This window comes from Geodermatophilus obscurus, from assembly GCF_900143215.1.
In the GTDB taxonomy this organism is placed as follows: domain Bacteria; phylum Actinomycetota; class Actinomycetes; order Mycobacteriales; family Geodermatophilaceae; genus Geodermatophilus; species Geodermatophilus obscurus_A.
In genome coordinates, this window is the sequence record NZ_FRDM01000033.1 from 18,081 (window position 1) to 41,279 (window position 23,199).

Genomic DNA, 23,199 nt, shown 5'->3' on the forward strand with positions numbered 1-23,199 from the left:
TGTTATGTATAGCACCGCCATGGAATACTGGGCAAGTGCCCCGCACCGCCTCGCCCGCCGTCCGCGCCGCCCTCCTCGAGCGGGCGGCCGAGATGCTGACGCGCCGCGAGCCGGTGACGCTGCGCGCGCTGGTCGAGGGCACCGGGGCCTCGACGATGGCCGTGTACACGCACTTCGGCGGGATGCCGGGGCTGTGGCGGGCCGTCCGGCAGGAGGGCTTCACCCGGCTGGCCGCGCGGCTGGGAACGGTGCCCACGAGCGACGACCCGGTCCGCGACCTCGCCGCCCTCGGGGCGGCCTACGTGGCCAGTGCGCTGGCCGCGCCGGCCCTCTACCGGGCCATGTTCGACGCTGCGGCCGAGCTGGAGGACCCCGACGCCGCGGCGGCGCCCTTCCAGGCGCTGGTCGACGCCGCGGCCCGCGCCCGGGACGCCGGGCGCTTCGCACCGGACAGCGACCCCGAGGCCGTCGCGACGCGCTACTGGGCCTCCGGCCACGGCCTGACCCTGCTGGTGCTCACCGGCGTGCTCCCCGCCGACGCCCTCGCCGCGCACGCCCCGGCGGTCGCGGCCGCGCTGTTCGCCGCGGCCGGCGACGACGCGCAGCGGGCCGCCCGCTCGGTGTCCGCCGGCTGGTCGCTGCCTGCGTCGGCGGAGTGACCCGGGCGCGTTCCCCGCGTCCTGCCCGTCAGGTCAGGCCCGCAGCGAGATCGTCTCGCCGCGCAGCACCGCGCGGATCTCCCCGGGCGCGCGGCGGGCGGCCACCTCGCGGACGAAGTCGCCCAGCGGAGAGGCGAACCGGTCGTAGTCGTCGTAGTGCACCGGCACGGTGACCGGCGGCTTCAGCAGCTCGACCAGGTCGGCGCCCTGCCGGCCGTCCATGGTGACGGTGAACCCGAGCGCCCTGGTGCCGCCCAGGTGCGGGATGACGACGTCGAGCGGCCCGCAGCGCTCCAGCACCTCGCCGAGCTCCGGCCGGAAGACCGTGTCGCCGCTGATGTAGCCGCGCCAGCCGACCTCGCCGTCGCGCAGCAGCTCCAGCACGCTGCCCATCACCGGCGGCAGCAGCTTCGCGACCGGGCCGGGGCCGTGGGCGCCGGGGACCGAGGTGATCCGCAGCGTCGCGCCGTCCCGGGTGAGCTCGTGCCGCTGCCAGGGCGTGAGGTCGACGGTCTCCCGGAACCCCCGGCGGCCCAGCGCGCGGGCGGCCGCCGGGGTGGTGATGACGGGGGTGCCGCGGTCGAGGGTGCGGGTGGCGATCCGGTCCCAGTGGTCGGCGTGCAGGTGCGACAGCAGGATCGAGTCCAGCGCCGGCAGCTGGGTGGGCTGCAGCGCGGGCTCGGTGAGCCGCTTCGTCCACAGCCCCTTGCCGAGGTAGGCGCGCTGGCCGCGGTGCAGGAAGTTGGGGTCGGTGAGCAGGGTGAACGGGCCGAGCCGCAGCAGCGTGGTGGCGTTCCCGCCGAAGGTCAGCGTGACGTCGTCGGCGGGGGACGACGGGGTGGGCGCGGCCATGTCCCGGCGTCTACCCCGGTCGCTCCGCGGCCACGCAGTGCGGCGGGTCAGCCCTCGGCGGGCGCCCAGCCGTGGTCGATGCAGGCCCGGAGGAAGTTGGCGCCCGCCTCGACGACCGCGGCGTAGTCGAGGTCGTCCTCCCGGGTGTCCCGGAAGCGCTCGTAGGGGTCGGTCAGCGGTGTCGAGTCCGACTGCCCGAGCAGGTCGCCGGCCTGCTCGGTGACCTGGGCCCGCTGGTCGGCCGGGCTCCCCACCTCGATCCAGGCGGCCACGGCGTCGCACGCCTCGGTCGACGGCCGGTCCAGCTCGCCGCCCCCGCAGGCGGCGAGGGTGAGCACCGCCGCGGTGACGGCCCACACGCGGCATCGGAGCACCCCGCGAGGCTAGTGGCGCCCGTGCCGCACCGGACGGCGGGCCCTCGGGCCCGGCGTGGACCGTGCCGCCCGCGCTGGTAGACAGGGACGGTGGCTGCCTCCCGCGACGTGGACGCGTCCTTCCTCGCCCTCCCGCTCTCCGCGCTGACCGACGCCGCGCTCACCCGTGCCCTCGACCTGGGCTGCGAGCACGCCGATCTCCGGGTGGAGCGGATCCGCACCCAGTCGATCAGCCTGCGCGACGCCCGGCTGGAGTCCCTGGCCGACGGCGAGGACCTCGGCCTGGCCGTGCGCGTGGTGCACGAGGGCACCTGGGGGTTCGCCGCGGGCGTCGTCCTCACCGCCGCGGAGGCCGTCCGGCTGGCCGAGGAGGCGGTCGCCGTCGCGCAGGTGTCGGCGGCGGTCAACAGCGACCGCGTCGAACTGGCGCCCGAGCCGGTGTACCCCGACGCGACCTGGGTGTCCCACTACGACGTCGACCCGTTCGAGGTCCCCGACGCCGAGAAGACCGGACTGCTCACCGAGCTGTCGGAGCAGCTGCTGGCCGCCGACGGCGTCGAGCACGTGGAGACGGTCTGCCAAGCGGTCAAGGAGCAGAAGTACTACGCCGACACCGCCGGCACCCGCACCCGCCAGCAGCGGGTGCGCATCCACCCCGACCTCACCGCGCTCACCGTCGACCGCACCACCGGCGCGTTCGAGAGCATGCGGACCATCGCCCCGCCGGCCGGCCGCGGCTGGGAGTACCTGACCGGCACCGGCTGGGACTGGCGCGCCGAGATCGCCGAGATCCCCGAGCTGCTGCGCGAGAAGGCCAAGGCGCCCTCGGTCCAGGCCGGCCGCTACGACCTCGTCGTCGACCCGTCGAACCTGTGGCTGACCATCCACGAGTCCATCGGCCACGCCACCGAGCTGGACCGGGCGCTGGGCTACGAGGCGGCCTACGCCGGCACCTCGTTCGCCACCGTCGACAAGCTGGGCACCCTCCGCTACGGGTCCGAGATCATGGACGTCACCGGCGACCGCACCGCCCCGCACGGGCTGTCGACGATCGGCTGGGACGACGAGGGCGTCGCCGGCCAGCAGTGGGACGTCATCAGGAACGGCGTGCTGGTCGGCTACCAGGTCGACCGCAACACGGCGCGGATGGGCGGCATGGCGCGCTCCAACGGCTGCGCCTTCGCCGACTCGCCGCAGCACACGCCGGTGCAGCGGATGGCCAACGTCTCGCTGCAGCCGGCGCCCGACGGCCCCGCCACCGACGAGCTCATCGCCGGCGTCGAGCGCGGCATCTACGTCGTCGGCGACAAGAGCTGGTCGATCGACATGCAGCGCTACAACTTCCAGTTCACCGGTCAGCGCTTCTACCGGATCGAGGGCGGGGAGCTGGCCGGCCAGCTCCGTGACGTGGCCTACCAGGCGACGACGACGGACTTCTGGGGCTCGATGCGCGTCGTCGGCGGCCCGCAGACGTACCAGCTCGGCGGCGCCTTCAACTGCGGCAAGGGCCAGCCAGGGCAGGTCGCCCCGGTGAGCCACGGCTGCCCGGTGGCGCTGTTCGAGAACGTGAACGTCCTGAACACGTCCCATGAGGCCGGGCGATGAGCGGTGCGAGCGCCGGCGAGCGAGGAGCGCAACGATGAGTTCGTGGGACCGTCCGCAGGACGTCGTCGAGAAGGCGCTGGCCGCCTCCACCGCCGACGGACAGGTCGCCTTCGTCGTGGAGAGCTCGGCGGCCAACCTCCGCTGGGCGAGCAACAGCCTGACCACCAACGGCTCCGTGCGCTCCCGGCAGGTCGTGGTCATCTCCTTCGTCGACGGCGGCGCGGGGATGGCGGCCGGCACGGTGGCCCGCACCGGCAGCCCGGACGTCGCGGCGCTGGTGGCCGCCAGCGAGCAGGCCGCCCGCGACGCCGGCCCGGCCGAGGACGCCGTCCCGCTGGTCAGCGAGGCGCCGCCCGGCGCCGGCGACTGGGACGCCGACCCCGCGGAGACCTCGATCGGCGTCTTCCGCGACTTCGCGCCGGCGCTGGGAGAGGCGTTCGGCGGCGCCCGCGACCGCGGCGAGCTGCTGTTCGGCTACGCCGAGCACGGCATGGCCACCACCTACCTCGGGACGTCGACCGGGCTGCGGCTGCGGCACGACCAGCCCAGTGGCCGCGTGGAGCTCAACGGCAAGAGCGGCGACATGAGCCGCTCGGTGTGGGCCGGCGTCGGCACCCGCGACTTCGCCGACGTGTCCGTGGCCGACCTGGTCGGCGACGTGCAGCGCAAGCTCGGCTGGTCGCAGCGCCGCATCGACCTGCCCGCCGGGCGCTACGAGACCCTGCTGCCGCCCTCGGCGGTCAGCGACCTGATGATCTACACCCACTGGACGATGCAGGCCCGCGACGCCGACGAGGGCCGCAACGTCTACGCCCGGCCGGGCGGGGGCAACCGCATCGGCGAGCGGCTGGCCGCGCTGCCGCTGACGCTGCGGAGCGACCCGTTCGAGCCGGGCCTGGAGGCGTGCCCGTTCCAGGTGGTCAGCGGCTCGTCGGCCTCGGCCTCGGTGTTCGACAACGGCATGGGGACGCCGGCGGTCGAGTGGATCTCCGGCGGCGTGCTCGCCAACCTGATCCGGCCGCGGGCCTGGGCGCTGAGGACCACCGCACCGGCCACCGCCACCGTCGACAACCTCGTCCTCGAGCTGCCGGGCGCCACGGAGTCGCTGGACGAGATGGTCGCCGCCACCGACCGCGGTCTGCTGCTGACCACGCTCTGGTACATCCGCGAGGTCGACCCGCAGACGCTGCTGCTCACCGGGCTCACCCGCGACGGCGTCTTCCTCGTCGAAGGCGGAGAGGTGGCCGGCGCGGTGAACAACTTCCGGTTCAACGAGTCGCCGGTCGACCTGCTCGGCCGGATCACCCAGGCCGGGCGCACCGAGCGCACCCTGCCCCGCGAGTGGAACGACTGGTTCACCCGGGCCGCGATGCCCGCCGTGCGGGTCCCGGACTTCAACATGAGCTCGGTGTCGCCCGCCAGCTGAAAGAAGCCCCCGGCCCCCGCGCAGGGTCCCGCCGGCCCCGTCCAGAGGCTCGTCCCGAGCCTGCGAGGGGTGAGGGGACGGGGTCCTTCCTCCGTCACCCGACGTCCGGGTGGGCGGGCACGGGTGGGACGCGTGGGTCCCGTGGGGCGATGTGACCGGTCCGTCACAGCGGTTCCGCATGGCGCCGTGACGGTGCGCGTCTGTCCGCCTACCTTCTGTCGTGCGCGGCGGTGGGCCTTCGACTTCACCACCTCGCTCGCACGCCGAAACGTGCACCGGGTGGGGCTCTCCCCGCCCGACCGCAGAAGGGCTCCGGCGCAGCCGGACCGGTGAGGGGAGGGTCCCGTGACGAGGGCTCAGAAGCCGTCGGTCTTCCAGGTCGGCAGGGTGTGGGACGACGGGAACGCCGTCGTGGTGTCCGGTTGGGGCCTGGGCCTGTGCATCTCGGCGTGCGCCTGCCACCGCCACCCGTCGGCCGGGCACCTGGCCATCGCCGAGGACCAGGCCCAGGGCCTGATCGGCCTGGTCAGCCACCGCGAGGGCGGCTGCGACTGCTGCGAGCCGTGGACCGCCGACGAGCTCAGCGCCGTCGTCCGCGACCTGCAGGTCGTCGCCGGCCTCGACGCCCCGGAGCCCCTCGCCGGCTGAGGGAGGACCCCTCTCCGCCCCGCCTCGTAGCAGGGCTCCGTCCTCCCCACCCCTCGCAGGCTCGGGGCGGGCCTCGGGACGGGGCCGGCGGGACCCCGAGAGGTGGCCGTCCCCGCACGTCACCAGGCTCAGGACGGGACCGACGAACGCTCCACCCGGCCCGGCTCCGCACCCGCGGGGCCGGGCCGCGGTTCTGCCGCACCGCTGCCCGGGTAGGGCCGGTCCATGCTGGGACGAGCTGCCCTCCGAGGCGCCCTCGCCGGTCTCGCCGGCACCGCGGCGATGACGCTCGCCGAGAAGGTCGAGCAATCGGTGACGCACCGACCGGACTCCTACGTGCCCGGGCGCACCCTCACGGCGCTGACCACCCGTCGCCGGCTGCCGGGGTCCGCGCGCCCGCCCGTGCGCAACCACCTCATGCACTGGGGCACCGGTGCGCTCGTCGGCGCCCTGCGGGGCGTGTGGTCGGCCAGCGGGCTGCGCGGCTGGCGCGCCTCGGCCTGGCACACGTCGGTGCGGTTGGCCACCGACCAGACCCTCGAGAACGCCACCGGCGTGGGAGCGCCGCCGTGGACGTGGTCGCGCCAGGACCAGGTCGTCGACCTCGGCGGCAAGGCCGTCTACTCCTTCGTGACCGGTGCGGTCGCCGACCGGCTGGTCCCCCTCGCACCGGACCGCACGCCCGCCGGCTCCGCTCCGCCGCGCCGGCGGTAGCCCACACCCCCGACAGGACGCGGCCCTCCTGCGGCACACGGGGCCATCGGGGTCCGTGTGACGACTGAGTCGACCGCCCTGGGCTGCAGCCCGCGCGCCACCCCCTACCGCACGTCATCCCGTCCTTACCGTGCGTGCTCACGCGCTTGGAACACCGCCTCCTCCCCGGGGCGGGGCGCGGCGAGAGGGGGCCGGTCATGGGCCGCAACCGGACGACGAGGCGACGCTGGTCGCGCGCCACGCTGGCCGGCGGCCCGCTGTCCCTGGCCGTGGCCGTCGCGGTGCTGCTGACCCCGGCCACCGCGGGCGCGGCTCCGGCGTCGGCGGACGAGGCCTCGCGGCTGGTCGCCGAGGCGAGCAAGCAGGTGGCCGCCCTCGACGAGCAGGTCCACGAGGCCCAGCTGACCGTCGCCGCCCAGCAGCAGACCGCGGCCGACGCCGCCGCGCTGGCGTCCCAGGCCGAGGCCGTGCTCGCCGGTTACGGCCCGCAGCTGGCGGCCATCGCGCAGAGCGCCGGCACGACGCAGTCCCGGATGGCCGCCTTCCTCACCTCCGACTCCGCGGCGGACGTCGTCCAGCAGATGACCACGCTGGACCTCATCGCCGCCCACACCGAGGGTCTGCTCGGCGAGGTGTCGGTGGCCCAGCGCGCGGCCGGGCAGGCCCGTTCCGACGCCGACGCCGCTGCCGCGCAGGCCACCGCCACCCTCGTCGAGCTCGAGCGCCAGCGGGCCGACGTGCAGGCGCGGCAGCAGCAGTACGAGCGCGACTACGCCAGCCTCTCGGCGGCCGAGCAGGCCGCCGTCCGGACCGCCGTGGCCGGACCGGCGCTGACCGCCGACGTCGGCGCGGTCGTGGCCGCCGCCCCGAGCGGCGACGTCGGGGCCGTCCTCGAGGCCGCGCTCGCGCAGGTCGGCACGCCCTACGTCTGGGGTGGGTCGGCGCCGGGCGGCTTCGACTGCTCGGGCCTGACCAGCTACGCTTACGCCGCCGCCGGCGTCTCGCTGCCGCACTCCAGCCGCGCTCAGGCGCGGATGGGCACGGCTGTCCCGCGGGGCGACCTGCAGCCCGGCGACCTCGTCTTCTTCGGCTCGCCCATCTACCACGTGGGCATCTACGTCGGGAGCGGGAAGATGGTGCACGCCCGCACCTTCGGTCAGCCGGTCGCGGTGACCAGTGTGGACATGGGTGGCTACGCCGGAGCCCGCCGCATCCTGTGAGGGCGGCCCCGTCCCGAGGCTCGCCCCGACCTCGCGAGGGTGAGGACGGGGTCCTCCTGCAGGGGAGCCGACGGCAGCGCGAGCGGCGGCGGCCGTAGCGTCGCGAACCGTGACCGCAGCCGCGGAGTCCCCGCCCACCCTGCGTCCCGACGCGATCGGCTTCGGCGACGCCCTCGTCGTGGGCCTGGCCTCGACCTCGCCGGCCTACTCGCTGGCCGCGGTGATCGGGCCGGTCGTGGCGCTGGTCGGCGTGCACGCGCCGGGCGCGCTGCTCGCCTCCTTCGTGCCGATGCTGCTCATCGCGGCCGCGTTCGCCGCCCTCGACCGCGCCGACCCCGACTGCGGGACGACGTTCTCCTGGGTCACCCGGGCGATGGGCCCGTGGGCCGGCTGGCTCGGCGGCTGGGCGATCGCGATGACCGGCGTGCTGGTGGTCGGGTCGCTGGCCGAGGTCGGCGTCCGGTTCACCCTGCTCGCGGCCGGGCTCGACGGCTGGGAGTCCTCGACACCCGTCGTCCTCGGGCTGAGCGTGCTGCTGGTCCTGGCCATGGCGACGCTGTGCGTGCTGGGCACCGAGCTCTCCGCCCGGGTGCAGAACGGGCTGATCGTCGCGCAGACCGCGGCGCTGGCGGTCTTCGCCGTCGTCGCGCTGGTGCGCGGCCTGCGCGGGGACAGCCCGTTCGGCGCGCTGACCCCGCAGTGGTCCTGGCTGGACCCGTTCGGAGCGGGCGGCGCGGCGCTGACCGGCGGGCTGCTGCTCGGCGTCTTCGCGTACTGGGGCTGGGAGTCGGCGGTCAACCTGACCGAGGAGACGCGCGGGGACGCGGCCGGCCGGGCGGGTGTGCTCTCGACCGTCGTCCTGCTGCTGACCTACCTCGGCGTCGCGGTCGCCGTCGTCTGCTTCGCCGGCACCGGCTGGCTGGCGGAGAACGCCGCCGAGGAGGAGGCGGTCTTCGCGCTGCTGTCCGAGCGGGTGCTCGGCGGCTGGGACTGGGTGGTGCTGCTCGCCGTCGCCACCTCGGCGATCGCCGCCACGCAGACGACGATCATCCCGGCGTCCCGGACCGGCCTGTCGATGGCCCGGCGGGCGGCACTGCCGGCCCGGTTCGGGTCGATCTCGCCGCGCCACCGGACGCCGGACGTCTCGACCTGGTGGGTCGCCGGCGTGGCCGTCGCCTGGTACCTCGGCGTCAGCGCGGTGTCGGAGAACGCGCTGTTCGACTCGATCACCGGGCTGTCGCTGCTCATCGCGCTCTACTACGCGCTCACCGGCATCGCCTGCGCCGTGTACTTCCGGCGGCGGCTGATCCGCAGCCTGCGCGACCTGCTGCTGCTCGGCGTCGGGCCGCTGGTCGGCGCCGGGATGCTCGGCTGGCTGCTCGTGCTCTCCGTGCGTGACCTCGCCGACCCGGCGAACAGCTACACCGGCCAGGCCTGGCTGGGGCTCGGGCCGCCGCTGGTCATCGGCGTGGCGATCATGGCCGCGGGCGTCGTCCTCATGCTGGTGTGGCGGCGGCGCGACGCGCGGTTCTGGGACGAGCGACCGCAGGTCAGTACGGACGCCGTCCCTCGGCGAGCATCGTGACGACGGCGGCGATCCGGCGGGCGCGGGTCTGCGGTGTCGCGGCCGTGGCGACCCGGTGCAGGACGGCGTAGCGGTTGCGGCCGTCGAGGCCCTCGAACGCCTGCTGCGCGGCGGGGACGGCGGCCAGCGCGGCGGCGAGGTCGTCGGGAACGGTGATCGTGGCCGGGCCGGCGTAGGCGCGGTCCCAGCGGCCGTCGGCCTGCGCCGCCTCGACCGCGGCCAGGCCGGCCGGGCGCATCCGGCCGGCGGCGATGAGCGCCTCCACCGCGGCGACGTTCTTCTGCGACCAGACGCTGCGCGGCCGGCGCGGGGTGATCCGCTGCAGGTAGGAGGTCTCGTCCAGCCGCTGCGACCTCCCGTCGATCCAGCCGAAGCAGAGCGCCGACTCGACCAGCTCGGCGTAGGTCACCGAGGGGACGCCGGACCCCTTCTTCGCCAGCCGCACGTACAGCCCGGGGGCGGTCGCGTGCTCGGCCTCGAGCCACTCCTCCAGCGCCGCCTGGTCGGCGAAGGCCAGCACCGGCAGGTCGGTCGGCAGCGTCACGGCAGCCATCCTGGCGGCACCGGGCCTCCGGGCGGTGCGCCCGGGACGCGCCTGTGCTGTGCTGTCGCCCGTGGCCGAGAACTACATCGCCGAGTTGCCGTTCGGGTCCCCGAAGATCGATCCCGAGGCGTTCGTCGCGCCGACCGCCGTCGTGGTCGGCGCCGTGACGATGGGCCCGCGATCGAGCATCTGGTACGGCGCGATCGCGCGCGCCGACGCCGAGGTGATCGAGATCGGCGAGGGCTCCAACATCCAGGACGGCAGCACCCTGCACTCCGACCCCGGCTTCCCGCTCCTCGTCGGCCGCGGCGTGACCGTCGGGCACCGCGTGGTCCTGCACGGGGCCCGCATCGACGACGACGTCCTGGTCGGCATGGGCAGCGTCGTCCTGAACGGTGCCCACATCGGCTCGGGCTCCATCGTCGCCGCCGGCGCCGTCGTCACCCAGGGCACGCAGGTGCCGCCCGGCTCGCTCGTCGCCGGCGTCCCCGCCAAGGTCCTCCGGCAGGCCACGGACGACGACCTGGCGCACATCCGCGGGAACGCCGCCAGCTACACCGACCGCCTCGACAGCGCCCGCCGGGTGCGCCCGGTCGTCCGCAGCCCGCTGCCACCGGCCGGGCAGACGCCCGGCGACGCGATGGACTGAGGACCTCCCTGCAGGGTCACGTCCCCAGCAGGTCCCGGACCAGCGCGCCCACGGCGTCGGCCTCGACGAGGAAGCCGTCGTGCCCGTACGGGGAGGTGATCACCTGCAGCGGGACGCCGAGGGCGTCGGCCACCTGCTGCTGCAGCGCGAGCGGGTACAGCCGGTCGGTGTCGACACCGGCGACGACGGTCCGCGCGGTGACCCGGGCCAGTGCCGCCCGGACCCCGCCGCGGCCGCGGCCGACGTCCCAGGAGTTCATGACCTCGGTGAGCACCACGTAGCTGCCGGCGTCGAACCGGCGGACCAGCTTGTCGGCGTGGTGGTCGAGGTAGGAGGCGACGGCGTACCGGCCGTCGTCCTGCACCTCGGTGCCGAACCGGGCGTCGAGCTCCAGGCCGCTGCGGTAGGTGAGGTGCGCGATCCGGCGGGCGACGCCCAGCCCGGCGACCGGCCCCTCGCCGGGCAGATGGTCCCCGCCGGCCCACGCGGGGTCGGCGCGGATCGCGGCCTGCTGGGTGGTCTGGGTGCCCACCTGGTCGGCGGTCGCGGCGGCGCAGGAGGCGAGGAACAGCAGCCGCTCCACCCGGTCGGGCAGCGCCACCGCCCACTCCAGCGCGCGCATGCCGCCCATCGAGCCGCCGAGGACCGCCGTCCACCGGGGGATGCCCAGCGCGTCGGCGAGCGCGGCCTCGACCCGCACCTGGTCGGCGACCGTGACGGCGGGGAACCGCGAGCCGTACGGGGCTTTGTCGGGGGCGGTCGAGGAGGGTCCCGTCGTCCCCTGGCAGCCGCCCAGGACGTTGGCGCAGACGACGAACAGCCGGTCGGTGTCCAGCGGCGCCCCGGGGCCGACCAGCCCGTCCCACCAGCCCGGTGTCGGGTGCCCGGGGCCCGCGGGGCCGGCGACGTGGCTGTCGCCGGTCAGCGCGTGCTCGACGAGGACGGCGTTGCCGCCGCCGGGCGCGAGCGTCCCCCAGGTCTCGTAGGCCACCCGCACCGCCGGGAGCTCGCCGCCGCGCTCCAGCCGCAGCGGCCCGGGCAGGTCGAGGAAGCGCCGGTCGCCGACCGGGTCCCCCTCGCGCCAGCCCCCCAGCCGTGGCGGGGCCCAGGAGGTCACCCGGGCCCCGCCCACCTCAGGCCCCCTTCGCGGCGCGGAAGCCGGACTCCAGGTCGGCGAGGATGTCCTCGATGCCTTCCAGGCCGACGGCCAGCCGCACCAGGCCCGGCGTGACACCGGTGGTCAGCTGCTCCTCGGGGGTCAGCTGCGAGTGCGTCGTCGAGGCCGGGTGGATGACCAGGCTGCGCACGTCGCCGATGTTGGCCACGTGGCTGTGCAGCTCCAGGGCCTCGACGAACCGCTGGCCGGCCTCGCGACCGCCGTGCAGCTCGAAGGTGAGCACCGCGCCGGCGCCACGGGGCGCGTACTTCTGCTTCGCGGCGTGCCAGGGGGAGGAGGGCAGGCCCGGGTAGTTGACCCGGTCCACCTCGTCGTGGGCCTCGAGGAACTCGGCCACCCGCTGGGCGTTCTGCACGTGCCGCTCCATCCGCAGCGACAGCGTCTCGACGCCCTGGACGACGAGGAACGCGTTGAACGGCGAGACGGCCGGGCCGAGGTCGCGCAGCAGCTGCACCCGGGCCTTGAGCGCGTACGCCGGCGCACCCAGGTCGGCGTACACCACGCCGTGGTACGTCGGGTCGGCCGTGGTGAACATGGGGTGCTTGCCGCGGGTCCAGTCGAACGTCCCGCCGTCGACGATCACCCCGGCGATGACCGTGCCGTGCCCGCCCAGGTACTTGGTGGCGGAGTGCACGACGACGTCCGCGCCGAACTCCAGCGGCCGGATCAGGTACGGCGTGGCGATGGTGTTGTCCACGATCAGCGGCACGCCGTTGCGGTGGGCGACGCCGGCGACGGTCTCGATGTCGAGGACGTCGCCCTTCGGGTTGCCGATCGACTCGCCGAAGAACGCCCGGGTGTTCTCCCGCACCAGCGACTGCCAGTTCTCCGGGTCGTCGGGGTCCTCGACGAAGGAGACGGTGACGCCGAGCTTGGGCAGCGAGTGGTGCAGCAGGTTGTAGGTGCCGCCGTAGAGCGAGGCGGAGGCGACGACGTGGTCGCCGGCCTCGGCGACGTTGAGCATCGCCAGCGTCGTCGCCGACTGGCCGCTCGCCACCGCCAGCGCCGCGACCCCACCCTCCAGGGAGGCGACGCGCTGCTCGAGCGCGTCCTGCGTCGGGTTCATGATCCGCGTGTAGATGTTGCCCATCTCGGCCAGCGCGAACAGATCCGCGGCGTGCTGGCTGTCGCGGAACTGGTAGGCCGTCGTCGCGTAGATCGGCAGCGCGCGGGCGCCGGTCGTGGGATCGGGGCTGGTGCCGGCGTGGATCTGCCGGGTCTCGAAGCTCCAGCTCTGCGGGTCGCTCATGCGCCGTCTCCTCTTCCTCGCGGAGGACCCGCGGCGCGCGAGAACTCCGTCCTTGCCGGGCGGCGGATGCCGTCCGGCCGGCTCTTCCCCTGGGAGCACCTCAGACGGAGTAGAGGTTGCCGGGCAGCCAGCCAGGTGCTTGTCACTGCCTCTCGTGAGCCAGCGTGATCCTAGGCAGGCCGCCGTGCTCCGTGGAACCGGGCGTCTCGGGTGGTGGACCCGCAGGCAGCCCGGGCGCGGCCCGGGAGAGGCTGCCGGGGTGCGCGCACTGTTGTTCGACACCTTCGGCGGCCCGTTGACCGTGCGGGAGGTCCCCGCGCCCGACCCGGCCCCTGGCGGCGTCGTCGTCCGGGTGGGCGCCAGCGGCGTCTGCCGCAGCGACTGGCACGCCTGGCAGGGGCACGACCCGGACGTCGTCCTGCCGCACGTGCCCGGGCACGAGCTGGCCGGCACCGTGGCCGCCGTCGGGGCGGACGTCCGGCGCTGGCGGGGAGGCGACCGGGTGACCGTCCCGTTCGTCAACGCCTGCGGCCGCTGCGCGCAGTGCGCCGCCGGCGAGCACCAGGTCTGCACCCGGCAGACCCAGCCCGGCTTCACGCACTGGGGCTCGATGGCCGAGTACGTGGCGCTCGACGCCGCCGACGTCAACCTCGTCGCGCTCCCCGACGGGCTCGACGCTGCCACCGCCGCGAGCCTCGGTTGCCGCTTCACCACCGCCTTCCGCGCGGTCGTCCAGGTGGCGAGGGTGCAGCCCGGGGAGTGGCTGGCCGTGCACGGCTGCGGCGGGGTGGGGCTCTCGGCGGTGCAGGTCGCGGTGGTCGCCGGCGCTCGGGTGGTCGCCGTCGACGTCTCGCCGGCGGCCCTGCGGCTGGCCGCCGACCTCGGCGCGGAGCACACCGTGGCGGACCCGGCCGCGATCCCCGAGCTGACCGCCGGGGGCGCGCACGTCTCGCTCGACGCCCTCGGTGCGGCCGTCACCTGCGAGAACTCGATCCGGTGTCTGCGGCCGCGGGGCCGGCACGTGCAGGTCGGGCTGCTGCCGCCGGCCCAGGGCCGCCCGGCGGTGCCGATGGACCTCGTCGTCGCCCGGGAGCTGCAGGTGAGGGGCAGCCACGGCATGGCCGCGCACAGCTATCCCGCCGTGCTCGGACTGATCGCCGCCGGCCGGCTGCGGCCGCAGGCGCTGGTCACCCGGGAACTGGCTCTCGACGAGGCCGGCGCCGCCATCGCCGCGGTGGGCCGCGAGCCGGGGATCGCGGTGGTCACCCGCTTCTGACCGGTCAGGTCCCGGGCGCACCGGTCGCCGTCGGCACCGCGGTCGCGGTCGGCGCGGCGGTCGGGGGCGCCTGCGTCGTCTCGTCCCCGGCCGTGGTCGGTGCCGGCTCCGCGGACCCCGCCGGGGCCTCCTCGCCGGTCGTCCCCGCAGGTGGCGTGGAGCCGGGGTCGGCCGTCGTCGTCGGCGCCGACGACGGGGCCGTGGTGGTCGGCTCGGCGGTCTCCGCCGGGGCGGGATCCACCGGCGTCTGCACCGTCGACTCCGGCGCGGGCGCGACGGCCGCGTCCGGCGGGCGGACGTGGATGTAGAGCGTGTAGACCCCGACGAACAGCAGCGCCAGCACGACGGTCGAGGTGCGGGCGCGTCCGAGGTGGTGGGGCACCGCCGACCACCATCGGCGGGGGACGGGCGGCGGCGCGGTGCTCACCGACACCTGGCGGACCGGCTCGCCGGGGCCGTTGGTCTCCGGGGTGGTCACCGCACACCGTCGCCGGAGGACGGGGCCGAGGCGGTCAACCCGCCGGCCTGCGGTGCCGCCGTCGGCGGCGGGACGTTGAGGCCCTCTCGCCGGAACGCCGCCACGACGCGGGCGCGCAGGTCACGGCCGACCTCGAACTGCTTGCCGGGCAGCGTGCGGGCCACCATCCGGACGTTGACCTGCTCCAGGTCGATCGTCTCCACACCCATCACGCTGGGCGGGTCGAGCAGCAGCGGGCGCAGCCGCTGGTCGCGGAAGGCCTCCGCGCCGACGTCCTTGAGGATCTCGTTGACCCGGCCGACGTCCACGGTCGTCGGGACCGGGACGTCGACGACGGCGCGGGCCCAGTCGCGGGAGAGGTTGGTGACCTTGACGATCTGCCCGTTCGGCAGCGTGATGACCTCGCCGTTGGCCGAGCGCAGCCGGGTGACCCGCAGCGTGACGTCCTCGATGGTGCCCTCGGCGGGCTCGACCCCGCCGACGACCTGGATCGACACGACGTCCCCGAAGCCGTACTGCCGCTCGGTGATGATGAAGAAGCCGGCCAGCACGTCGCCGACGATCCGCTGGGCGCCGAAGCCGAGCCCGACACCGAGCACGGTCGCCGGCGCGACCAGCCCGCCGATCGGGATGCCGGCCCGGTCCAGCACGGCGAAGACCGCGACCGCGTAGATCAGCACGACGAGCGTCCAGGTGATCACCTGGGTCAGCGAGTGCCGGTGCTTGGCGGCCTCCGAGCGCACCAGGGCGTCACCGCCGGTGGCGCGGGCGTCGATGCGGTCGGTGATCTTCTCGCCGACCCAGGCGACGAACCGGGCCAGCAACACCGACCCCAGGACGAGCAGGACGATCTCCAGCCCGCGCCCGGCGAGCCAGGTCAGCAGCGTGTCCAGCGGTTCCATCGGTCCCCAGCCTCCACGGCGGACGTCGGCAACGGCAACCCGGTGCCGACCCGGTGCCGACCCGGTGCCGACCCGGTCCCGGCCGGTCAGCGCGGCGCGACGAACAGCGCCTGCGCGGAGCGGCCGATGCGGCCGGTGGCGTCGTAGAGGTCGGCGAAGCACTGCCCGGCACCGGAGGGGCCGACCGTGGTGACGGCGTCCGCGCCGAGCCACTCCCCGGCCGGGGGCCGCACCAGGGCGACGGTGAGGTCGACGTTGGCGAAGGTGGCCCGCTTCCAGTCCAGGACGGCGGAGATGCCGCTGGCCGCGTCGGTCATCACCAGCAGGTGCTGCAGCGGGCTGATCGGCTCGCCCTCGACCAGGGCGCACACCGGCCGGGTCCACGCGGCGGCCGGCCCCGGGGCGTTGAAGGAGCCGTGCGCGAAGCGCCAGTCCAGCGCCCGGTGGTAGGCCACGTCGGTGGTGAAGAAGGCCGCCGTCTCCGAGCGGCTCTCCTCCGGCCCGGGCAGCGGGACGCCGGCCTCCGGCGTCCCCTCGACCGGGGAGGTCCGCATCCGCCAGGCGGTCAGCCGCATCAGCGGCCGCGCGGGGCGGGTGGGGGAGGACTCCGCGGTCAGCACCGCCTCGAGCAGCTCGATCCGCCGTCCCGGCCGGAGCAGCCGGGCGGTGACCTGCACCGGGCCCACCGGCACCGGCGCGAGGATGTCGAAGGCCAGCCGCACGGTCTGCCCGTCGGGGATCCCGGTGACCCGCTCGGCCTCCCGGGCCAGCAGCGCCGCGACCGGCCCGGCGTGCTGCAGCCCCGGGTCCCACGGCCCGATGGTCAGGTCGGTGGCGAGGAAGCCGTCGCCGTCGGGGACGTAGAGGGCGGTGGGCAGGCCGGCGGTCACGTCGGGCAGTCTGCCGCCGCGGTCAGCCGCCGGAGCGGCGGGTCTCCCAGACGGCGAACGCCGTCCACGCCGCGGCGCCGACCGCGGCGACCACCCACAGCCAGCGCAGCGACGACCCGGTCGGGTTGGACAGCACCAGCAGGACGGCGACCACGAGCACCGCGCCGGCCAGCGGTGCGGTGCGCAGCAGCGTGCCCAGGGTGTCCGGCCCCGGGACGGTGATGAACACCACCAGGGCGACCACCACGAGGAAGGCGCAGAGGGCGGCCACGAACCCCGCCGTCACCCCGAACTCGTCCGGCAGGCCGACGGCGCCGAGACCCCCGAGGACGGCGCCCACCGCCAGCCACAGCAGCAGCTTCCGCCGGCGCGCTGACCAGGGCGGACGCGGCTCGCTCACGGTCCGGTGGCTCCCCTCGTCACGGCTCCGCCGTCCCGGTCGGGCGGACGCCTCGCTGCCGGTGGTGTGCCCGGCTCCCCGGGCGGGCACACCACCCGGTGGTCCTCCCGAGTCGGCCTCGCTGAGATCGCGGCGAGTTCGCACCCGTCCTGCGGCGTCCCTACCGTGGACGGGTTGCCGTCGGCGCTCCGTGCCGGTGGTGCCCGTCGTCGAGCGAGAGAGGGAGGCGCGCCGGCACCGGCGCGACGACACCTGTGACCACGACACCCGCACACCCCAGACCGTCCGGAGCCGCGGAGACTCACCCCGCCGTCGCCGAGCCACCGCCGTCGCCGGCCGACCGCGGGGCCGCGCTGGACCGCGCCGTCTTCGGCTTCGCCGCCGTCGTCGCCCTGGCCTTCGTGACCTGGGGCTTCGTGACCCCGGAGGGCCTCGGCGGCGCGAGCGGCACGGCCCTGGCCTGGGTGATGCACAACCTCGGCTGGCTGTTCGTGCTGCTGGCGTCGGCCTTCGTGGTCTTCGTGCTGTGGCTGGCCGCGAGCCGGTACGGGCGCATCCCGCTGGGCCGGGACGACGAGGCGCCGGAGTTCCGGACCGTCTCCTGGGTCGCGATGATGTTCAGCGCCGGCATGGGCATCGGGCTGATGTTCTTCGGCGTCAGCGAGCCGCTGTCCCACTACGTCTCCCCGCCGCCGGGAACCGTGGCGGCCGAGACGCCCGAGGCCCTGCAGACGGCGATGGCGACCACGCTGTTCCACTGGTCGCTGCACCCGTGGGCCATCTACGCCGTCGTCGGCTTGGCCATCGCCTACGGCACCTTCCGCCGCGGCCGGCGGCAGTTGATCAGCGCCGCCTTCGCGCCGCTGTTCGGCACGCGGCGCACCGAGGGCCCGGCCGGCACGGTCATCGACGTCCTGGCGATCTTCGCCACGCTCTTCGGCTCGGCGGCCTCGCTGGGGCTGGGGGCGCTGCAGATCGGCAGCGGCGCGGAGATCCTCGGCTGGGCCGGGGACGTCGGCAACGGGCTGCTCGTGGGCATCATCGCCGTGCTGACCGCGGCCTTCGTCGCCTCGGCGGTCTCCGGCATCGCCAAGGGCATCCAGTACCTCGCCAACACGAACATGGTGCTCGCGCTGATCCTGGCGGTGTTCGTGTTCGCCGTCGGTCCGACGGTCCTCATCCTCGACCTGGTGCCCACGACGATCGGCAACTACTTCGCCGATCTCGGCCGGATGGCGGCCCGGACGGAGGCCAGCGGCGGCGATGCGATGGCCGAGTGGCTCAGCGGCTGGACGGTCTTCTACTGGGCCTGGTGGATCTCGTGGACGCCGTTCGTCGGGCTGTTCATCGCCCGGATCAGCCGCGGCCGCACCATCCGGCAGTTCGTCACCGGTGTGCTGCTGGTGCCCAGCGTGGTCAGCCTGATCTGGTTCGCGGTCTTCGGCGGAGCCGGGATCGCCGCTCAGCGGGGCGGTGCCGACCTCGGCGGGCAGGCGACCGCGGAGGGTCAGCTCTTCGCCGTCCTCGACGGGTTCCCCCTGGCCACGGTGATGACCGTGCTCGTCATGGTGCTCGTGGCGATCTTCTTCGTGTCCGGCGCCGACGCCGCGTCGATCGTGATGGGCTCGCTGTCCCAGCGGGGCACCATCGAGCCGAGCCGGTCGACGGTCGTGTTCTGGGGTGTCGTCATGGGCGCGGTGGCGGCGATCATGCTGCTGGTGGGCGGCGACGAGGCGCTCACCGGCCTGCAGAACCTGACGATCATCGCCGCGCTGCCCTTCGCGCTGGTCATGGTGGGGCTCGCGGTGTCGCTGGCGAAGGACGTGCGCTCGGATCCGATGATGCTCCGGCGCACCGTCGCCGCGGAGGCGGTCGAGCAGGCCGTCGTGGAGGGCATCACCCGGCACGGCCAGGACTTCGTGCTGGTGGTGGAGCCGGCGCCGGACGCCGACCGCGACGGCGTGCCGGACACCGCCACCTGCACCGCCGCGCTGGTGGTCGCGGAGCACCACGGCTCCGGCGGCGCCCGGACGGCGCGCGACGTCGGCTCGCCGGTCCCCGACCCGGGCGCGCGGGTCCCCGACGGCGACCGATGAGTTCGGCCGGCCGGCCCCGTCTGCACCTGCGACGGGGCCGACCGGGCCCCCGCGACGCCGGGAGGCACGCCGTGCGCTGGATCTTCGTCAACCTGCCCGTGAGCGACCTGGCCGCGGCCAAGGCCTTCTACAGCGGCCTGGGCTTCGGCTTCAACGAGCAGTTCTCCGACGAGCGGACGGCGTCGGTCGTCGTCGCGGACAACATCGTGGTCATGTTGCTGACCCGCGACCGGTTCGCCGACTTCGTCCCGGACGGCGCCGAGGTCGGCGACCCCGCGAAGGCGACCACCGTGCTCAACGCGCTGTCGGCCGAGAGCCGCCAGGAGGCCGACGACCTGCTGGCGCGGGCGCTGGCCTCCGGTGGGCGCCCGTGGCAGCCGGCGCAGGACCACGGCTCCATGTACGGGGTGAGCTTCACCGATCCCGACGGTCACGTCTGGGAGGCCGTCTGGATGGACCCCGCCGCCGTGCAGTGACCCCGTCCGGAGCAGGGTGACCGCGACCCCCCGGTAGGGGGCTCGGGGGGTGACGGTCGCTACCGTCGGCCGCGTGTCCCGTCCTCCGCTCGGCCACGCGCTGACCGTCGCCGCCGCGGGCCTGTTCGCCGTCAACGGCACGGTCTCCACGCTGGCCCTGCAGGCGGGCGTCCCCGCGCCCTGGCTGACCGCCCTCCGCTGCGGCGGGGCCGCGGTCGTCCTGCTCGCCGTCCTGGCCGTCGTCGCGCCGGGACGGCTGCGGGTGTCCTGGCGGGAGGTGCCCTTCCTCGCGGCCTTCGGCGTGGTGGGCATCGCGCTGACCCAGTACCTCTACTACGTCGCGATCGGCCGGCTGCCGGTGGGCATCGCGCTGGTCTTCGAGATGACCGCGCCGGTCCTCATCGCGCTCTACGTGTGGCTGGTGCGCGGGGAGCGGGTGCGCCGCCGGCTGTGGGCCGCGCTGGGGCTGTCGCTGTCCGGGCTGGTCCTGGTGGCCGAGGTCTGGCGCGGCGGCGGCTCGCTCGACGCGGGCGGCGTGGCCGCGGCCTTCGGCGCGGCGCTGTGCCTGGCGACCTACTACCTGATGGGGGAGCGGGGCACCAGAACCCGCGACCCGGTGGCGCTCACCTGCTGGACCTTCGTCGCGGCCGGGCTGTTCTGGGCGGTCGCCGCACCGTTCTGGCCGTTCGACCCCGCGGTGCTGGGCGCCCCCGTGCCGGTCTCGCTCGGCTCCCTCCAGGTGCCGCTGTGGGTGCTGGTCGGCTGGATCGTCGTCCTCGGGGCGGTGCTGCCGTTCTGGCTGTCGCTCGCGGCGCTGCGGCACCTGCCGCCGACGACGGCCGGGCTGGTCGCCACGGTGGAGCCGGTGCTGGCCTCGGTCGTCGCCTGGCTGTGGGTGGAGCAGGTGCTGTCGGGGTGGCAGGTGCTCGGCGGGGTCGTCGTCCTCGTGGGGATCGGGCTGGCGCAGACCGCCCGGGCGGCGCGCCGTCCGGCGCCCGTGCCCGAGCCGGCCCCCGCCTGATCGGCCCCGCCCTGAGCTTGCGAAGGGTGGGGAGGACGGGGTCCTTCACGTCACCTTCCGGGCCTCGGTCAGCCAGCCGGCCAGCTCGGTCATGTACGCGGCCTGGGCGGTGTGGTCCATGCCGATGTACTTCCACGGGTGCTCCTGGCCGGCCTGCACCGCCGGCAGCAGCGGGTAGGTCGGCTGGGCGCGCATCTGCTCCGGGTTCTCCCCGCCGCGCAGCGAGTACAGGATCACGTCGCTCGGGTGGTCGGTCACCTGCTCCCAGCTGACGGACTCCCAGAAGTACGTGTCCCCGCCCGGGTCGACGAAGTCCACGCCCAGGTCGGAGTAGAGGCGCAGGGACGGGTCGTCGGCGGCCTTGCCCATCCACCAGCCCTCGGAGGCGGTGGCGTACACCGGCAGCACGGTGATCCCGCGCTCGCCGGCTGCGGTCAGCTCGGCCGACGCGGCCTCGAAGTCCTCGCGGGCCGCGTCGATGACCGCGGCGTCGGCCCCCAGGGAGCCGGCCAGCTCCACGGTCCGCTCGATGACGTCGGCGGCCGAGCCGCGGTAGGCGATCGCGACGATGGGTGCGATCTCGGCGACCTGTTCCTGCTGCTCGATCGACTCGAAGCCGTAGAGCGGCTGGCCCGGGTCCAGGGCACCGGAGGAGTCGGTGGGGTACACCGAGGTCACGATGACGTCGGGGTCGGCCGCGGCCAGCCGCTCGAGGTCGATCTGCCCGTAGCTCTCGCCCACGATCTCCAGGTCGGCGAGGTCCCTGCCCTCGAAGGCGACGTCGTCGGCCGCGGAGGTCTGGCCGAAGCTGGCCACCGGCTGCACACCGTAGTTCCACAGCGAGGCCACGACGTCGTTGAGGCCGGCGACGCGCTCGGGGGCGGCGTCGAGCTCGGCGGTGTTCCCGAGGTCGTCGGTGAAGCTCCAGCCGCCCTCGTCCGCTGCGGCCGGCCCGGCGGACCCACCGGAGCAGCCGGCCGTCGCGATCAACGCGGCCAGGGTGACGGTGGCGCCGGTCAGGTGGCGGGGTCCGCGGTGCACGGGTCTCCTTCCGATCGGACCCGGGGTGTTTCCCTGGCCAAGACGCTCAGGTTAGCCTTGCCTAAGTCAGCCGCCACACCGGTCGGCCGGATCGGGGGAGGATGCATGACGCTCACCGCGCAGCCGGAGGTCGTCGCCGCTCCCGCCTGGCAGTTCTTCGACGCCTCGGTCGCCGCGGTCCGCCGGCTGGGCCCGAGCTTCGTGCGGCTGACGCTCACCGGGACGGAGCTCGCCGGGTTCGGAGCGGCCGGCTGCGACCAGCGCTTCAAGCTGGTGCTCTCCCGCGACGACGCCGGTCTGGCCCGGCTGCGCGACCGCGGCCAGGCCTGGTACCCCGAGTACTGCGCTCTGCCCGAGGAGCAGCGCCCGGTCATCCGCACCTACACGGTGCGGGCGTACCGGCCCGAGTGCGCCGAGCTCGACGTCGACGTCGTCCTGCACGGAGTCGACGGGCACGCCGGCCCGGCCGCGAGCTGGGCGGCCGCGGCGGTGCCCGGCGACCGGATCGTGCTGCTCGGCCCCGACCGCCCCGGCGCCGGCCGTGCATGGGGCGTGGAGTGGGCGCCGCCGCCGGCTGCGCGCACGCTGCTGCTGGCCGGCGACGAGACCGCCGTCCCCGCGGTGTGCGCGATCCTCGAGTCCCTCACGAGCGGGCCCCGCTCGGTGACCGCGCTGCTGGAGGTGCCGACCGCGGACGACGCGATGAACGTCGCGCTGCCGGCCGGGGCGACGCTGCGCTGGCTGCCGCGGAACGGCGTGGCCCGCGGGTCGCGGCTGGTGCCGGCCGTTCACGCCGCGCTGTGCGAGCTGGGCATCGCCTCGACGCCGGCCACCCCGCCGGAGGAGGTCGGCGACGAGCTGCTCTGGGAGGTGCCGGACCCGGACGCCGCCTCGGGCTGCTACGCCTGGCTGGCGGGTGAGGCCGGCGTGGTGAAGACGCTGCGCCGCCGCCTGGTCGGCGACCTCGGCGTCCCCCGCGGGTCGGTGGCGTTCATGGGCTACTGGCGGCAGGGCGTCGCCTCCTGAAGGACCCCCTCCTCGCGAGCTCGGGGCGGTGCCCTGGAGGGGGCCGTCTCAGCGCAGCCGGCGGACCGGCACCACCATCGGCGTGCCGGCCACCGGGTCGGGCACGATCCGCGCCTCCAGGTCGAAGACGTCGGCCAGCAGCTGCTCGGTGAGCACCTCCTCCGGCGCCCCGGAGGCCACCAGCCTGCCGTCGTCCATGGCGACCAGCCGGTGCGCGTAGCGCGCGGCCAGGTTGAGGTCGTGCAGCACCACGACGACGGTGCGGCCGCGCTCGGCGTGCAGCCGCGCCACCAGCTCCAGCACGTCGATCTGGTGGGACAGGTCGAGGTAGGTCGTCGGCTCGTCGAGGAGCAGCAGGTCGGTGCCCTGGGCGAGTGCCATGGAGATCCAGGCGCGCTGCCGCTGTCCCCCGGAGAGCTCGTCGACCGGCCGGTCGGCGAGGTCGGCCATGTCCGTCCAGGTCAGCGCCTCGGCCACCGCCGCCTCGTCGTCGCGGGACCACTGCCGCAGCCACGACTGGTGCGGGTGCCGGCCGCGCGCGACCAGGTCGCCGACCGTGAGGCCCTCCGGGGCGACCGGGGTCTGCGGCAGCAGGCCGAGCACCCGGGCCACCTCGCGGGTCGGCGTGCGCGCGATGGCCCGGCCGTCGAGCAGCACCTGGCCCTCGACGGGACGCAGCAGCCGGCCCAGCGCCCGCAGCAGCGTGGACTTGCCGCAGCCGTTGGGACCGACGATCGCGGTGAACGAGCCGTCGGTGAGCTGCAGGTCCAGGTCGCGGACGACCACCCGGTCGTCGTAGGCCAGGCTGACCGACTCGGCGGCGAGACGGACCGGTCCGGCCCGGAGCGGGAGGGTGGTCACGGGGTGGGTGGTCACGGGGTGGGTGGTCAC

Annotated in this window: 24 protein-coding genes and 1 riboswitch; of the genes, 13 read left to right on the forward strand and 11 right to left on the reverse strand. The window is 75.2% G+C overall.

Annotation, left to right across the window (positions count from 1 at the left end; translation table 11 throughout):
• Nucleotides 1-35 precede the first annotated feature (35 nt).
• On the forward strand, nt 36-659 hold the full coding sequence (locus BUB17_RS20360) for a TetR/AcrR family transcriptional regulator (protein ID WP_072920510.1): 624 nt from the start codon (nt 36-38) through the stop codon (nt 657-659).
• A 33-nt stretch (nt 660-692) separates the two neighbouring features.
• Here the strand turns inward: BUB17_RS20360 and BUB17_RS20365 are convergent, their stop codons facing one another.
• A complete protein-coding gene (locus BUB17_RS20365; protein WP_072920511.1) occupies nt 693-1,511 on the reverse strand; it encodes an MBL fold metallo-hydrolase in 819 nt (272 codons plus the stop codon).
• Between the two features lie 47 nt (nt 1,512-1,558).
• Nucleotides 1,559-1,885, reverse strand: coding sequence for a hypothetical protein (locus BUB17_RS20370; RefSeq protein ID WP_141243120.1), 327 nt, complete (start codon nt 1,883-1,885; stop codon nt 1,559-1,561).
• A gap of 90 nt (nt 1,886-1,975) precedes the next feature.
• Between BUB17_RS20370 and BUB17_RS20375 the strand changes: the two genes are divergently transcribed.
• From BUB17_RS20375 to BUB17_RS20400, 6 genes are all read left to right on the forward strand, one after another.
• On the forward strand, nt 1,976-3,490 hold the full coding sequence (locus BUB17_RS20375; protein ID WP_072920513.1) for a TldD/PmbA family protein: 1,515 nt from the start codon (nt 1,976-1,978) through the stop codon (nt 3,488-3,490).
• A gap of 34 nt (nt 3,491-3,524) precedes the next feature.
• Nucleotides 3,525-4,916, forward strand: coding sequence for a metallopeptidase TldD-related protein (locus tag BUB17_RS20380; RefSeq protein WP_072920514.1), 1,392 nt, complete (start codon nt 3,525-3,527; stop codon nt 4,914-4,916).
• A gap of 345 nt (nt 4,917-5,261) precedes the next feature.
• A complete protein-coding gene (locus BUB17_RS20385) occupies nt 5,262-5,564 on the forward strand; it encodes a hypothetical protein (protein ID WP_072920515.1) in 303 nt (100 codons plus the stop codon).
• Nucleotides 5,565-5,789: 225 nt separating this feature from the next.
• On the forward strand, nt 5,790-6,278 hold the full coding sequence (locus BUB17_RS20390) for a hypothetical protein (RefSeq protein WP_072920516.1): 489 nt from the start codon (nt 5,790-5,792) through the stop codon (nt 6,276-6,278).
• Nucleotides 6,279-6,475: 197 nt separating this feature from the next.
• Nucleotides 6,476-7,498 carry a C40 family peptidase gene (locus BUB17_RS20395; protein ID WP_072920517.1) on the forward strand — a complete coding sequence of 341 codons (1,023 nt, stop codon included), beginning with the start codon at nt 6,476-6,478 and terminating at the stop codon, nt 7,496-7,498.
• Between the two features lie 109 nt (nt 7,499-7,607).
• On the forward strand, nt 7,608-9,083 hold the full coding sequence (locus tag BUB17_RS20400) for an APC family permease (protein ID WP_072920518.1): 1,476 nt from the start codon (nt 7,608-7,610) through the stop codon (nt 9,081-9,083).
• Here BUB17_RS20400 and BUB17_RS20405 read toward each other — a convergent pair.
• Nucleotides 9,049-9,627: a YdeI/OmpD-associated family protein gene (locus BUB17_RS20405; RefSeq protein WP_208983519.1), complete on the reverse strand. Its 579-nt coding sequence runs from the start codon at nt 9,625-9,627 to the stop codon at nt 9,049-9,051. The genes BUB17_RS20400 and BUB17_RS20405 overlap by 35 nt on opposite strands.
• Nucleotides 9,628-9,697: 70 nt before the next feature.
• On the opposite strand from BUB17_RS20405, the gene BUB17_RS20410 reads away from it, so the two are divergent.
• Complete coding sequence (locus BUB17_RS20410; RefSeq protein ID WP_244277397.1) at nt 9,698-10,276, forward strand: gamma carbonic anhydrase family protein; 579 nt, start codon at nt 9,698-9,700, stop codon at nt 10,274-10,276.
• Between the two features lie 16 nt (nt 10,277-10,292).
• Here the strand turns inward: BUB17_RS20410 and metX are convergent, their stop codons facing one another.
• Both metX and BUB17_RS20420 read right to left on the reverse strand, forming a co-directional pair.
• Complete coding sequence (gene metX / locus BUB17_RS20415; RefSeq protein WP_179951322.1) at nt 10,293-11,393, reverse strand: homoserine O-acetyltransferase MetX; 1,101 nt, start codon at nt 11,391-11,393, stop codon at nt 10,293-10,295.
• Nucleotides 11,394-11,409: 16 nt separating this feature from the next.
• Nucleotides 11,410-12,702, reverse strand: coding sequence for a bifunctional o-acetylhomoserine/o-acetylserine sulfhydrylase (locus BUB17_RS20420; RefSeq protein WP_072920521.1), 1,293 nt, complete (start codon nt 12,700-12,702; stop codon nt 11,410-11,412).
• A 43-nt stretch (nt 12,703-12,745) separates the two neighbouring features.
• Nucleotides 12,746-12,862: riboswitch (SAM riboswitch) on the reverse strand.
• A gap of 99 nt (nt 12,863-12,961) precedes the next feature.
• On the opposite strand from BUB17_RS20420, the gene BUB17_RS20425 reads away from it, so the two are divergent.
• Nucleotides 12,962-13,978, forward strand: a complete 1,017-nt coding sequence (locus tag BUB17_RS20425) for a zinc-dependent alcohol dehydrogenase family protein (RefSeq protein ID WP_072920522.1) — start codon at nt 12,962-12,964, stop codon at nt 13,976-13,978.
• 4 nt (nt 13,979-13,982) lie between these two features.
• Here BUB17_RS20425 and BUB17_RS20430 read toward each other — a convergent pair whose 3' ends face one another.
• The 4 genes from BUB17_RS20430 to BUB17_RS20445 form a co-directional block, all read right to left on the reverse strand.
• A complete protein-coding gene (locus tag BUB17_RS20430; protein ID WP_072920523.1) occupies nt 13,983-14,456 on the reverse strand; it encodes an Rv3103c transmembrane domain-containing protein in 474 nt (157 codons plus the stop codon).
• Nucleotides 14,453-15,358 carry a mechanosensitive ion channel family protein gene (locus BUB17_RS20435; protein WP_072920524.1) on the reverse strand — a complete coding sequence of 302 codons (906 nt, stop codon included), beginning with the start codon at nt 15,356-15,358 and terminating at the stop codon, nt 14,453-14,455. The genes BUB17_RS20430 and BUB17_RS20435 overlap by 4 nt, the downstream gene beginning before the upstream one ends.
• Nucleotides 15,359-15,444: 86 nt before the next feature.
• Nucleotides 15,445-16,248: a thioesterase family protein gene (locus BUB17_RS20440; RefSeq protein WP_083606469.1), complete on the reverse strand. Its 804-nt coding sequence runs from the start codon at nt 16,246-16,248 to the stop codon at nt 15,445-15,447.
• Between the two features lie 22 nt (nt 16,249-16,270).
• Nucleotides 16,271-16,648, reverse strand: a complete 378-nt coding sequence (locus tag BUB17_RS20445) for a hypothetical protein (protein WP_141243121.1) — start codon at nt 16,646-16,648, stop codon at nt 16,271-16,273.
• A 254-nt stretch (nt 16,649-16,902) separates the two neighbouring features.
• On the opposite strand from BUB17_RS20445, the gene BUB17_RS20450 reads away from it, so the two are divergent.
• The 3 genes from BUB17_RS20450 to BUB17_RS20460 all read left to right on the forward strand — a co-directional run bounded on the left by BUB17_RS20450 (nt 16,903) and on the right by BUB17_RS20460 (nt 20,241).
• Nucleotides 16,903-18,744, forward strand: coding sequence for a BCCT family transporter (locus BUB17_RS20450; RefSeq protein ID WP_083606470.1), 1,842 nt, complete (start codon nt 16,903-16,905; stop codon nt 18,742-18,744).
• 71 nt (nt 18,745-18,815) lie between these two features.
• Nucleotides 18,816-19,220: a VOC family protein gene (locus tag BUB17_RS20455; protein ID WP_072920526.1), complete on the forward strand. Its 405-nt coding sequence runs from the start codon at nt 18,816-18,818 to the stop codon at nt 19,218-19,220.
• A 73-nt stretch (nt 19,221-19,293) separates the two neighbouring features.
• Entirely contained in the window at nt 19,294-20,241 is a 948-nt protein-coding gene (locus tag BUB17_RS20460) for an EamA family transporter (protein WP_083606472.1), read from the forward strand.
• Between the two features lie 45 nt (nt 20,242-20,286).
• Here BUB17_RS20460 and BUB17_RS20465 read toward each other — a convergent pair whose 3' ends face one another.
• Nucleotides 20,287-21,282 (reverse strand): ABC transporter substrate-binding protein, encoded by a 996-nt coding sequence (locus BUB17_RS20465; RefSeq protein ID WP_072920528.1) that lies wholly within the window; start codon nt 21,280-21,282, stop codon nt 20,287-20,289.
• A gap of 105 nt (nt 21,283-21,387) precedes the next feature.
• On the opposite strand from BUB17_RS20465, the gene BUB17_RS20470 reads away from it, so the two are divergent.
• The gene (locus BUB17_RS20470; RefSeq protein WP_072920529.1) at nt 21,388-22,308 is read left to right on the forward strand and encodes a siderophore-interacting protein; all 921 of its coding nucleotides are present in this window, start codon (nt 21,388-21,390) and stop codon (nt 22,306-22,308) included.
• A gap of 48 nt (nt 22,309-22,356) precedes the next feature.
• Here BUB17_RS20470 and BUB17_RS20475 read toward each other — a convergent pair whose 3' ends face one another.
• The gene (locus tag BUB17_RS20475; RefSeq protein ID WP_280173900.1) at nt 22,357-23,199 is read right to left on the reverse strand and encodes an ABC transporter ATP-binding protein; all 843 of its coding nucleotides are present in this window, start codon (nt 23,197-23,199) and stop codon (nt 22,357-22,359) included.

What these genes read in the sequence shown, in the direction of transcription:
- BUB17_RS20390 (WP_072920516.1), top strand. Translation starts at nt 5,790, where the DNA reads ATGCTGGGACGAGCTGCCCTCCGAGGCGCCCTCGCCGGTCTCGCCGGC.
- BUB17_RS20435 (WP_072920524.1), bottom strand. Translation starts at nt 15,358, where the DNA reads ATGGAACCGCTGGACACGCTGCTGACCTGGCTCGCCGGGCGCGGGCTG.
- BUB17_RS20470 (WP_072920529.1), top strand. Translation starts at nt 21,388, where the DNA reads ATGACGCTCACCGCGCAGCCGGAGGTCGTCGCCGCTCCCGCCTGGCAG.
- BUB17_RS20395 (WP_072920517.1), top strand. Translation starts at nt 6,476, where the DNA reads ATGGGCCGCAACCGGACGACGAGGCGACGCTGGTCGCGCGCCACGCTG.
- BUB17_RS20420 (WP_072920521.1), bottom strand. Translation starts at nt 12,702, where the DNA reads ATGAGCGACCCGCAGAGCTGGAGCTTCGAGACCCGGCAGATCCACGCC.
- BUB17_RS20365 (WP_072920511.1), bottom strand. Translation starts at nt 1,511, where the DNA reads ATGGCCGCGCCCACCCCGTCGTCCCCCGCCGACGACGTCACGCTGACC.
- BUB17_RS20380 (WP_072920514.1), top strand. Translation starts at nt 3,525, where the DNA reads ATGAGTTCGTGGGACCGTCCGCAGGACGTCGTCGAGAAGGCGCTGGCC.